Genomic DNA, 12,441 nt, shown 5'->3' with positions numbered 1-12,441 from the left:
AGAGGTTTAAAGTGGTTAATTCTATGTGCTTCGTGCACTATTATTTCTATGTTAAGATGTGAATTTTAGTCATTCATTTCCGCACATAAAAATTTTTCGCACAAAAGTTTTGTATAGATAATAATGTGTGGATAACCTTCGTTTATCTTGGTTTACCTTAAATGAAACAATTGAACTGCAATTCACCATTATAGACTTAAGTTTGCGTTGTAATACCCCCCGGAATAAATGGAAGTAAGCATATTGAATGACAAGGCAGTGGCCTTTGATGACCTTGACCCACGTAAGTATATCATCATAAAGGGTGCCAAAGTAAATAACCTGAAGAATGTTAGCGTCGCCATTCCGAGAAACAAGCTCGTGGTGATCACAGGCCTGTCCGGCTCGGGCAAGTCTTCTCTGGCATTTGATACCCTTTTTGCAGAAGGTCAAAGAAAATACGTGGAGAGCCTTAGTTCCTATGCCCGTCAGTTTCTGGGGCGCATGGAGAAACCCGAAGTGGAGTACATAAAAGGAGTTTCCCCGGCGATTGCTATCGAACAAAAGGTAAATACCCGTAATCCAAGGTCGACTGTTGGCACAACAACAGAAATTTACGACTACATGAAACTGTTGTTCGCCAGGATAGGTGTGACCTATTCGCCGGTAAGTGGTGAGGTGGTTCGAAGAGATTCGGTTACCGACGTAGTGGACTGGATATATAGTCACAAGGCCGGGGCGAAGCTGGTAGTCACTTGCCCGCTGCGTTTGAAAACTGAGAGGACGCTGGACGATGAATTTCGGATTTTGCTTAGCAAAGGGTATACCCGATTAGTTCTCGATGGAGAGATACTTCAAATAGAAGATTTGGTGGAGAAAAAAGAAGGTCTGGAAAAACCCGAGAATCTTGAAATACTTATAGACCGGGCATCGGCACAGCCCGAAGATGAAGATAACCAGTACAGGCTTTCAGATTCAATACAAACAGCTTTTTTCGAAGGAGAAGGCACCTGCTATGTGGATGTGCTGGGAGTGGGGAGGCGTGAATTTTCAGATAAGTTTGAGCTTGATGGTATCCGATTTGAAGAACCTAGTGTTAATCTGTTCAGCTTCAATAACCCATACGGAGCCTGTAGAACCTGCGAAGGTTTCGGGAAAATCCTTGGCATCGACGAAGACCTGGTAATTCCAGACAAAAGTCTGTCTGTGTATGAAGGGGCGGTGGCCCCGTGGCGTGGCGAAACCATGCAAGCCTGGGCACAACCCCTTTTAAAAAATGGAATTAGGTTTGACTACCCCATCCATAGGGCCGTTAACGAGTTGACGCCCGAGCAGTATCAGTTGCTGTGGACCGGCAACAAATACTTTGAAGGCCTTCATGCTTTTTTTAAATACCTGGAGGGCCAGACTCACAAGATTCAGTACAGGGTGATGCTCAGCCGCTACAGAGGCAGAACTGTGTGTCCTGACTGCAGAGGTACTAGGTTGCGGAAAGATGCGGCCTATGTGAGAATCGACGGCCACTCTATCACCGACCTCGTGCTAATGCCTGTTTCTCAGGTGCTGCAGGTTTTGCAGGGCCTTGAGCTTACCGAGCACGACAGAAAGGTGAGCAAGCGCATATTAACGGAGATAATCAACAGGCTAACGTATCTCGATCAGGTAGGCCTTGGTTATTTGACTCTAAACCGCTTAACCAGCACACTTTCGGGGGGCGAATTTCAACGAATAAAGCTGGCCACCTCACTCGGCAGTGCACTGGTGGGTTCCATGTATATTTTGGATGAACCGAGCATCGGCCTGCACCCCAGAGACACCTCAAGGCTTATTGAAGTGCTGCTAACCCTTCGTAATCTGGGCAATTCGGTAATAGTAGTAGAACACGAGGAGGAGGTGATGAAAGCCGCCGACCAGATCATTGATATTGGGCCCGGAGCTGGCAGCCATGGAGGCGAGCTTGTGTTTCAGGGCGACTGGGCTCAGATACTTACGGAAGATGTGTCTCATACCGCCCGCTTTCTGAACGGCAGAGATGTGATTGAGGTGCCCAAGAAGAGACGAAAGTGGAATGAGTCGGTATTGATTTCCGGAGCCAGAGAGAATAACCTCAAGAATGTGAAGATGGAGCTGCCGCTGGGCGTGATGACGGTGGTGACTGGCGTCAGCGGCTCAGGCAAGTCTACGCTGGTAAAAAGGATTCTTTACCCTGCGATAGGGAAGATACTCGGAACCGTGAATGAGGCCACCGGCAAGTTCGATAAGCTCGAAGGAGATTACAAACGGATCACACAAATAGAGTTCGTAGACCAGAACCCCATCGGCAAGTCGTCACGATCCAATCCGGTGACTTACGTGAAAGCGTACGACGTGATCCGACAATTGTTCTCAGAGCAACCACTGGCTAAGCAACGAGGTCTGAAGCCAGCAAGCTTCTCTTTCAATGTGGAAGGTGGCCGTTGCGAAACCTGCCAGGGTGAGGGTGAAGTAAAAATTGAAATGCAGTTTATGGCAGATATCCGACTATTGTGTGATACCTGCCATGGCAAGCGCTTCAAAGACGAGGTGCTGGAAGTAAAATATAAAGACAAGGACATCGCCGAAGTGCTTGACCTGACGGTGGAAGAAAGCATAGGTTTTTTCTCAGACAAACCAGGAATAATTAACAAAATGAAACCATTGCTCGAGGTTGGGCTTGGGTATGTGAAGCTTGGGCAATCGTCGAACTCTTTGTCTGGCGGTGAAGCACAGCGAGTGAAACTTGCCTCTTTTATCGGAAAGCGAAATGCCGGCAGTAGCGAGCATATTCTCTTCATTTTTGACGAACCCACCACTGGCCTTCACTTTCATGACATCAAAAAACTACTGGATGCTCTCAATGCTTTGGTGAACCAGGGGAATTCAGTGTTGATTATCGAGCACAACATGGAGATTGTGAAAAATGCCGATTGGATCATAGATATTGGCCCGGAGGGTGGAATTGATGGAGGCACCATTGGCTTCGCTGGTTTGCCGGAAGACATGGTAAAGCTGAAGGGGAACCACACAGCTCAATATTTGAAGGAAAAGCTTAACTAAGAGTCTGATGAAAGCTATCACATTTCAGGGAAAGGAGAAGCTGAGCTTTGAAACGGTTACGGATCCATCGATCATTCAACCAACAGATGTGATTGTAAAAGTAGTGCTCACTGCTATTTGTGGATCCGATTTACACGTTTATCGGGAACATGAAAAGGGGCTGGACTACGGAACTGTCATGGGCCATGAGTTTTTTGGGGAGGTGGTGGAGATTGGAAGTGCTGTCACTGGCCTTAAAAAAGGCGACAGGGTGGTAAGCCCTTTCACAACGAGTTGCGGTGTATGTTATTTCTGCAAAATCGGTCTTACATGCAGATGTCAGCAAGGGCAGCTTTATGGTTGGGTAGAGCATGGCCATGGTCTTCATGGCGCACAGGCTGAGTACGTTAGAGTGCCACTTGCCGATAGTACGTTGGTTAAGTCCCCCGAAGGTCTTAGCGAAGAACAGGTACTGCTCACCGGTGACATCTTCAGTACAGGTTATTTTTGTGCTGAAAACGCTGGCGTCAGGCCAGGTGGAAGATATGTGGTGCTGGGGTGTGGCCCGGTTGGGCTGATGGCTATTCTGGCAGCAAAAATACAGGGAGCTGACGAAATTTGGGCGGTGGACAGCGTGCCCGAGCGCATGGCTATCGCTCAAAGGTATGGCGCCGTAGCGGTGGACTTGTCAAAAACGGATGCTAAGCAGTTTATTCTTGAGCAAACCAATGGAATTGGTGCCGACGCTGTGATGGAAGTCGTAGGAAATCCCTCTGCGCAACAATTGGCTTTCGATGTGGTGCGCCCCGGCGGAATTATTTCATCCGTGGGTGTGCATACCGCTAACAACTTCACCTTTTCGCCCGTTGATGCTTACAACAAGAACATCACGTATAAAACCGGAAGATGCCCTGCCAGGCACTACATGTCAAAACTGCTTCCTTTGCTTGGCGATCAGCAAATTGACCTGTCAGCAATTATCTCTCACAGGCTCCCCTTAGCGCAAGGCGTGGAAGGATATAGAATTTTTGATCAGAAGCTGGATAAGAGCTTAAAGATCATTCTGCACAATTGATTATCTGGTGAGATCCAGAAAAATGTCACCCATCAGTACCAACTGGATATGGTCATCGGACTTCTCTTTCATTAAGTAGGCAATGCCGTGTACGTCGCCTTCATTCAACAGCTCCAGCGTATCGTTTCTTATAGCCCATTTTTGCGAGTGCTCAAGTGTGTCGGCCGAAAATATGCAGCCAGGGTAACCATAGGCCGTGATAGTTACTTCGTCAGCATTGAATTCAATCCACCCTTCCATGGTCATGGCGATGTCATCGCTAACATCAGGGAAGGCTTCTTTGCTCGTTGTCCAGTTAGCTTTCCATTTTCCCTGAAGTGCCTTTTGGGTTTTGTCACCTTCAGAGCAGAAGGTAAGGGTAAGGGCAACAAGTACGACAGAGCATTTTAAAAGAGTGCGCATATAGTTTTGGTCACAATTGGATGAACGAAATTATAAAAATGGAATTGCTTTTGCACGCATCTATTTTAGTCCCTGGGCAGTGTGATGGGCAAGAGCCATGATGCTCAGCATGGGGTTCACGCCACTAGCCGACGGGAAAGCTGACCCATCGCCGATGTAGATGTTGGGCACTTCATAAAGGCTACCGTCAGGTGCTGTTGGGTGCGTCTTTTTATCTTCCCCCATTCGGCAGGTGCCCATTTGATGCGCACTGTACAGCGAAAATTGATTTGGGCGCCATCCCCAGACCGGCAGGTTGTGGATAAACTTCTCAAGATCGGCTCTTTTGCCGGTGTTATTAAAGCGATGATTACCGAAATGCGGATAGATAATCTGCTCGCAATCATTGACAAAATGGAGCCGGCTCGCTTCTTCCATCCCGTTAATGAGGTGCTTCAAGTCGAATCCGTGAAGTTTGTAATGCACAATGGGTTGGCCTTCCTTGTCGATAGTGATGTATCCCGGAAACTTGTCTCTTACAATGGCTATGAAAGAAGCAATGTGCGATGCCTTCAACATGTCTTCTTTGAATTGGCGGGCACCGGACCAGGGAAGAGACATGGCAATGAGGCCGGGATGTGTGGGCGGCGTTTCAAGCTTGAAACCGTAGTTGCCATCCAACCGGGCGAATTGATCATTGACAACAGACATCATTGGCCCAAACCAGGCTTCTGATTTTTGAATGTAGGTGGCGCTAATACCTACGGTAGGGTGAAGGTGGAGGTGTTTTCCTATGTGGTCATGCTTGAGTCCACTTCTTTTCAGCAACGCTGGTGTCTGAATAGCCCCAGCGGCTACGACGATTTTTTCTGCTTGTATAAAAACCTTTTTCTTGTGGCCCTTTGGTGAATAGCAAACCGCTTCGGCACCTGTTGCTCTTCCATTTTTAATGGCTATCTTTTCAATTTGGCACTGCGAAAGAAGGCGAGCACCAGCAGTTGTCGCTTTTCGAATATACGTTTGAGCAGTGCCTTGTTTGATCCCATACCTGTCGCCCAGGCTGCTGAAGCCCAGCTTTTGAAAGTCTTCTGCGCCAGGCTTTCGTTCATTTCTTGGAATGAGTTCAACTTGCTGACCTAGTTTCCTGGAGCCGTCCAACAGAAGTTGATTTTGCAGGTTGTGAAGCGAGTAGTTGGTGTTGACACCTATTTCTGCAACTACAGCATTTAAGCTGTCCTGAAATGATTGGGAAGCTAGGAAAGGCACGCCATGTTCGCTGGCCCATTCCTGAAGAACATAGTCGGGCGTTCTGAAGCTACCAGCCCAGTTGACTGTGGTGCCGCCACCTACGCAGCTACCAGCAAAAATGCTCACCTGCCCGTCGGAAGACGTGATAGCGCCCTTTCCGTCATACAACGTCTCAATCATCTTTCCTTCTTCCTGAGTGAAGTCAGCGCCGTGGAGGTAAGGGCCTTTGTCGGCGATGATAACGTCTTTGCCTGAGCCTGCCAGCTCACCGGCTATCACACCACCCCCCGCACCGCTACCGATCACGAGTACTTCGCAGCTAAAGACACTATCGTTGTCAATCTGCAATTCAGAAAGTCGGGGGAGTTTGTCCGCATCGCCCAACAGTGGGCCGGGATACTGAATGGCCTTGAAGTCGGGGTGGTAACCGCCTTCAGTCGAGCTGAAATAGATGAAAGTTGAAAGTTTTTTGAGAGACGAGAATGCCTTCCGGAGCTTTTTTACCGGGCTATTGGACCAGGTGACGAAAAGTTTTTCTCTTTGTTGAAAAGTCAGATCCAGAAACTTCTTCATAGGCCCCGCCCAGGTCATGCCGAGCAGGTTGCTGTCCAATATTTTCAGCAGTTGGGTAAATTCCTCACGTGCAGGCCGGGGCTGGGAGGCAATCACCTCTGCAACTTTGACTGGGGCAACCCTGTCAGCTCCTTTCGAGGCCCAAAAACCTTTGTGCTCGCCATTGGTGGTGTCGGGAGCGATGAAAGTGTTGGCCACTTCCTCCAAAATGTTGCACTGTCTTTCTGTAAGCTTCATTTCAGAAATACTTCATAAGGATATTGAGAATCCGTTTTTTTGCGGCACTATAAGGCGGGTAAAGCAATTTGGCTGAGGTGAAACCGACCCTTTGTTTCAACCAGGCTTTTTCATTTGAAAAGGCCAGAAACCCAAAATGTCCATGAGACTTACCGATGCCACTTTCGTTCACTCCACCGAAGGGAAGGTGTGGCTGCTGGAATTGGACTACCACGTCATTCACACAGGCTGTTCCTGACGAGGTTTCCAGTCGGTATCTTTTTTGAATGCGCTTATCGTTCGAAAACAGATAAAGCGATAAGGCCTTGGGTTGTCCGTTTATGTATTGGATGACCTCGTCGTGGTTTTTAAACGTATTAACCGGAAGTATCGGGCCGAAAATTTCTTCTTTCATTAGGGTGGTGTGGAGAGGCACGTTGTCGAGGACTGTGGGAGAAATGAAGTTTTCGGTTTCATCAACGTCGCCACCGTAAACCAGGCTGGCACCGTCTTCTATGGCCGTGCTCAAAGCCTGACAGAGCCGCTGATAGTGCTTTTTATTGATGATCCGGGCGTAGTTAGGCGTTTCTTTAAAATTTTCGCCTGGCTGTTTGAATAGCGTCTCCAGAAAGTATTTCAGGTGTTCCATAAATGACTCTCTCACACTTTCGTGAATGAACAGGTAGTCAGGTGACACACACGTCTGGCCACAATTAAGAAGTTTTCCCCAGACGATTTTTTCAGCAGCATCTTTCAAGTTTGCCGTTTTGTCGATAATGACGGGCGACTTGCCCCCAAGTTCAAGGGTAACGGAGCTTAGGTTTTTGGCTGCTGCCTCCATCACTATTTTGCCTACTGCCGAGCTTCCTGTAAAGAAAATGTGGTTAAAGGGAAGCTGAAGCAGTCGTTGGGTTATTTCAGGCCCACCCTGATACACGGCTACCTCCTCCTGCGGAAACAGCTCGCCTACCATTTGCGCAATAACCTGCGAGGTGTTGGGAGTCAATTCAGATGGTTTTATGATGGCGGTGTTGCCCGCAGCAATAGCTGAAACCAACGGCCCTATGCATAAATTGAAAGGATAATTCCAGGGAGAGATAATCAGGCAAACGCCTTTCGGCTCATAGTGAACAAAAGCAGAGGAACCAAAATAAGTAAGCCCGGCGGGCACCGATTTCGGTTTCGTCCATTTTTTTAGGCTTTTCAGGGCGAGATTGATGTCTGCCAACACAACAAAGGTTTCGGAGAGGTCGGCTTCAAACTCAGGCTTTTTGAAGTCGCTGTATACGGCGTCACGAATTTTCGTCGTGTTGGCAAGAACCCAGGCCTTGAGTTTTTTGAGTCGCTCAATTCTCAGCCCGTAGCTTTCCTGCCTGAGCAAAAGGGCCTTCTGTGATTGTCGCAAAAAGAGTTCGGACAGATCAGCGTCAAGTGCCTTTGTTTGTTGTTTCTCGTCTATCAATTTCGGGCGTTCTTAATCCTTAATAACAAATTACCACAAATAAGCCTCATTATCTACCGGAAGATAATCAAAAACTGTTTGTGGTAACATTAGGGTAACATTGAGTGATGTGTGGCATCAGATCAAAGCACATATACCCGCTAAAGGCACGAATTCGTCGAAAAAGACTGAGAGAGGCATACGTTATATTAATTTAATGTTAACTTTATGTTACGCAACTTCGTAAAGTAGATAGCACTAGTAAGCAAGCGGCAGATGATAAACAGAATTTACATATTGATTTTTCTTACTGCAAAGGCTTTTTTAGGCTTTGGGCAGGAGGTCAATATGTCTGATTTGCGTTTTCATTCTGAGCTCGAAAAAGCGGTTCTAGTTAACACTTCCAGTCAACCAACTTTGAGTTTATTGCTGGTAGCTGATGAGTCGCTTGACCAGGAGCGAGCCAAATCGGCCTTGAGTACCTATCAGGCCAACCTTGCTTTCTATCAAAACCAACAGAGTAAGTACAGGAGCGAAGAACAATTCTTGAAATTCTTCTTCTACAGGGTTCACAGAAAGGAGTTGAAAAGTTATGAGCAGTATGTTAGTCTGGCGAGCCAGTTCGAGACGGGACAATATGATTGTCTCACTGCTACATCGCTCTACTACTTGTACCTCACTGATTTGGGCTATAAGGTGAATCTGGTAGAAACAGACTATCACATTTACTTGAAGGTTAATGCGGGCGAAAGAAGCTTCTTGTTTGAGTCTACCGACCCTATCGCAGGATTCATCTCTTCGGAGATTGAAATTTCCGAGAAGGAAAAAGAATACCTCAGTGCACAGCGCCAGAACTTATCGGGCATTTCTTCAAACACGACTGACGGGCAGAAAAGCTATATCCTGAACGACAAGTTAACCAAAAGGGAACTGGCCGGACTTAACTACTACAACCGGGCTATCGCCGCCTGGAATGCCAAAGACATCCTTAAGGCGGTTGCCCTCGTAGACAAGTCGTATTTTCTTTACCCGTCTGATCGTATTTCGAATGTAAGAGATTACTTTCGGGGCCAAAGCGAATTGCTTGCTAGTAAGTAACCTGCCCTTGCAAAGCTGAGCACCCCTGCTTTAGTCGACCCCCCTTTATTGCCTCTTAAGCCTCCCTGCATTAGGAAATTTCGCCCTTCTCTATCGGGACAATGTGCGTCTATGGCCGCATTTTTTAAAACGGCCAAGTCTTGGATCAAGCGAAAAATCTGGGGGATTACCCTTCAACCCCAATGTTCCGAGCGGTCATAAAAAAGCAAAAGGTCCAAGCCTAACCGACTGGAGAAGCCCGGCCGGGCGAGACGCATTGAACCAGTTTTGCTTTTTTATTTAACCACAAACGAAACATTCAATCCCGAGAAATACAGATTGATCCGAAGTCTTGGTAGGATTTGAAGAGCTCCCAGAAGCAGGTTTGCGGAAAGGTAGACTTCAGGTTGGGTCCCAGCGAAGATGCTTTTCACCATTGCGGCTTTTGCCAGAGTTTGCGGGAGGTGTTAAATAAAAATGCCCGGACAAAGCCGGGCACTTCTTATTTTTTAAAGTTGGGCAAAAAACTGATTTACTCCATGATCTTAAACTCTACCCTTCTGTTCTTTTCACGGTTCTCTCTTGTGTCGTTGGGTAATTTGGGCTTCGTCTCACCATAGCCTATAACTGTCAACCGTGCCTTATCAATACCATTGTTGATAAAGTAATTATAAACCGCTCTGGCACGAAGTTCGGATAGTCGCTGATTGTAATCTTCCGGGCCTGAAGTGTCGGTGTGTCCAGAAATTTCAATCTTTCCAATTTTTTGAGCTTCAAGCATTTCTTTTATTCTTTCGAGCTCGGGGTAAGAAGCGGTCTTCAGCTCGTATTTTTCAAGATCGAAAAAGATGTTGTTGAACGATATTTCCGCACCTTTTTCCAGCTTAACCATATAAAGATCAAGTTGCCTTGCTTTTTCTTCAGGGTTTGGTTGATTAAGGTCAAGGTTTCTATCGAGAGAAATATAACCGGCAGCCTCAGTGATTACACCATAGTGGGCACCGCCCCTTAGGCTAAAGTGAAACTCACCTGTTTCAGGATTGGTCTTCACTGCGCCAATGTCTACACCATCAGGGAGCCTTTCTATCATAATAGTAGCGATAACAGGCTTTTGTGTTTTCTCATCAAGCACTCTACCATTCAATGCAATGACAACATCCCTTGGATTTATTTTGAGGTTTTTATTCTTAGCACCATCTAGGTCGGTAGTAGCCAAAAGCTTGTCGGATTCGATGAAAAACTCCTGTATTTCGAACCTGTAAATATCAGTATCCTCATTTTCAACTCCTCTGGAGAAATAGGCATGCTTGCCTGAGGTGGGCATATTGAAATAGATGTCGTCACTTGCTGTGTTTATGCCAGCACCAAGGTTTTCGGGCTCCGACCAGTTTTGCCATGTGTCATCCAGCCTTGTAGTCACAAAGATGTCGGCACCACCATATCCACTTATGCCTTTTGTAGAGAAGTAGAGTGTTTTATTGTCGTTGGTAAGGAAAGGGGCCTGCTCATCTGAAGCGTTGTTGATATCACCACCAAGGTTTTTGGGCTCTGACCAGGTGCCATTCCCTTTTTTGAATGATACATAGAGATCTCTCCCGCCGTAGGTGTCGTCCCTCTCTGATGAGATAATCATTGCTTTACCGTCTGCTGAGAGCGAATAGTCTACTCTGGAATTGTAATTATAGTCATTCTCAATCTCGATGTTTTCAGGTTCAGCCCATTCACCATTGACAAGCTTGCTCATTGAAGCGCCGGCAAACATTTTGCCCTTTTTACCATATTGGTTGCCCAATAAAAGTATCATCTCTCCATTTTCCTGAGTAATCGAAGAAACAAAGTTTGGGCCTTTTGTATTCAACGGAGGGCCCGCATTCTTAGCAATATTCCATTCTTGCTTTTCCTCATTCCATTCCGAATACCAGATGTCTTCGGCATCATCCACGCCTCCAACATTTTGTGGGTGGTACTGACGACTAAAAAAGAGGTATTTTCCGTCGGGAGATATAATCGGACTGTGTTCTACGTAGGAGCTGTTTACGTTTTCGCCCAATTTCTCCACCGTTTCCAGGTTTTGGTTTACATTCTGAGCGATGTTGACCAATACTGTAATAGGAATGTTTGAGTCGCTTATTCCGATGGCGTCAATACTATTTGGCCCTTTAATAGAACGACCATCAATTACTAGTCTGATACCAGCAATTTCATAACTCGTTCTTTCGAAGAAAAGGTTAAGCAGTCTGCTCTCTATGGGAATCGCTCTGGGGGTCAACTCAAACAACAGAAACTCATTGAAAGACGCATCGTAGGCATATACCTGTGAAATGGCGCCCGGGTTTTGCGACTCTGCAATTGCAATTTGTTGTGCTCTAATGGGCTTCTCGAAAGCTACAGTGATAAATTCAGTTCTATCGGCCTTATTGGGAGTCCAGGCATTGGGATTATCGCCTCCATTGGGCAACACATTGGGCTTGTGAAGCACCTGCATTGCCGAGTATTCCAGTGGGGACATCTCAGACGAAACTTCAATGACTCTACTGGCCCAGCTAACAGATTCTTGTGCTTTCAGGCTTATGCCTATTGCAAAAGAACATAATACAAGTAGAATTCTTTTCATATCAAGCCGATTCAATAAGGTTTAGGATTAGGGATAAATTATTCTCGAATGACTCGTACCTCAACACGGCGATTCCTTCGTTTATCTTCATCAGTTCTTTCAAGCGTAAGCGGTTGAGTGCCCCCGAAAGCCTTTGTTTGCACTCTGTTCTTTTTTATGTTTTTAGAAACAAGATAATCTTTTACTGCATTTACTCTTTCTAACGACAGCTCCATATTGGCGGCATCGCTTCCCTCAAAGTCTGTGTGGCCTTCAAGCTGAATAACCATGTTGGGCCTCTCGTTGAGCCAGTCCACTAAACGATCCAACTCTTCAAAAGAGCTTGAGCTGATCTTTGATCTGCCTCTTTCAAAAATAAGATTTTCGAGAGTGATCATTTGATTAGCCCGGTCAGGGGTAAGACGGAACTCCAAATTAAAGGCAGAATCGCCTGGTTGAAGTTCAACCTTGAATTCTCTATCAACAGCATCATACCCATTTGCCTTAATTTTCATGGTGTAGGAAGTGTTGTTGAATAGGAATAGCTCAAAGGAGCCATCTTGCTGCTTGCTCTTATTTGATCCCATATCATCATAGTACGGGAGCTTTTCATAGAAAACAGAGGCGACAATAGGTTCTCCGGTTTTATCATCCACAACTTTTCCGGATACTTTGACTAAGGAATCCTTCTGCTGATAAAACCCTGCTGTTGGTAAAAAACTAGCATTAGCTTTAAGCTGCCACGCACTTGCTATAAAAAACAGGGCAAGATATGCTGCCGATGTTATTTTCATGGTAAGGTCG

The 12,441-nt window shown here is 46.3% G+C and carries 8 protein-coding genes; 3 read left to right on the top strand and 5 right to left on the bottom strand.

Annotation, left to right across the window (positions count from 1 at the left end):
- Positions 1-228: 228 nt before the first annotated feature.
- Positions 229-3,054 (top strand): excinuclease ABC subunit UvrA, encoded by a 2,826-nt coding sequence (uvrA, locus tag RT717_RS25085; RefSeq protein ID WP_317489079.1) that lies wholly within the window; start codon positions 229-231, stop codon positions 3,052-3,054.
- A gap of 7 nt (positions 3,055-3,061) precedes the next feature.
- Positions 3,062-4,108 (top strand): alcohol dehydrogenase family protein, encoded by a 1,047-nt coding sequence (locus RT717_RS25080; RefSeq protein ID WP_317489078.1) that lies wholly within the window; start codon positions 3,062-3,064, stop codon positions 4,106-4,108.
- On the opposite strand, the gene RT717_RS25075 is transcribed toward RT717_RS25080, so the two are convergent.
- Genes RT717_RS25075 through RT717_RS25065 form a run of 3 tightly spaced genes read right to left on the bottom strand, consistent with a single transcriptional unit; the run spans position 4,109 to position 7,988 of the window.
- The gene (locus RT717_RS25075; protein ID WP_317489077.1) at positions 4,109-4,510 is read right to left on the bottom strand and encodes a hypothetical protein; all 402 of its coding nucleotides are present in this window, start codon (positions 4,508-4,510) and stop codon (positions 4,109-4,111) included.
- A 60-nt stretch (positions 4,511-4,570) separates the two neighbouring features.
- On the bottom strand, positions 4,571-6,547 hold the full coding sequence (locus RT717_RS25070; RefSeq protein ID WP_317489076.1) for an FAD-dependent oxidoreductase: 1,977 nt from the start codon (positions 6,545-6,547) through the stop codon (positions 4,571-4,573).
- Between the two features lies 1 nt (position 6,548).
- On the bottom strand, positions 6,549-7,988 hold the full coding sequence (locus tag RT717_RS25065; RefSeq protein ID WP_317489075.1) for an aldehyde dehydrogenase family protein: 1,440 nt from the start codon (positions 7,986-7,988) through the stop codon (positions 6,549-6,551).
- A 255-nt stretch (positions 7,989-8,243) separates the two neighbouring features.
- Between RT717_RS25065 and RT717_RS25060 the strand changes: the two genes are divergently transcribed.
- Positions 8,244-9,065 carry a hypothetical protein gene (locus tag RT717_RS25060; protein WP_317489074.1) on the top strand — a complete coding sequence of 274 codons (822 nt, stop codon included), beginning with the start codon at positions 8,244-8,246 and terminating at the stop codon, positions 9,063-9,065.
- A 511-nt stretch (positions 9,066-9,576) separates the two neighbouring features.
- Here RT717_RS25060 and RT717_RS25055 read toward each other — a convergent pair.
- Both RT717_RS25055 and RT717_RS25050 read right to left on the bottom strand, forming a co-directional pair.
- Positions 9,577-11,658, bottom strand: a complete 2,082-nt coding sequence (locus RT717_RS25055) for an OmpA family protein (protein WP_317489073.1) — start codon at positions 11,656-11,658, stop codon at positions 9,577-9,579.
- Between the two features lie 38 nt (positions 11,659-11,696).
- On the bottom strand, positions 11,697-12,431 hold the full coding sequence (locus RT717_RS25050; protein WP_317489072.1) for an OmpA family protein: 735 nt from the start codon (positions 12,429-12,431) through the stop codon (positions 11,697-11,699).
- Between the last annotated feature and the right edge of the window lie 10 nt (positions 12,432-12,441).

This window comes from Imperialibacter roseus (assembly GCF_032999765.1).
GTDB lineage: Bacteria > Bacteroidota > Bacteroidia > Cytophagales > Cyclobacteriaceae > Imperialibacter > Imperialibacter roseus.
Note: the sequence above shows the minus strand (reverse complement) of the source record. Positions and strands in the feature narration are given on the sequence as shown.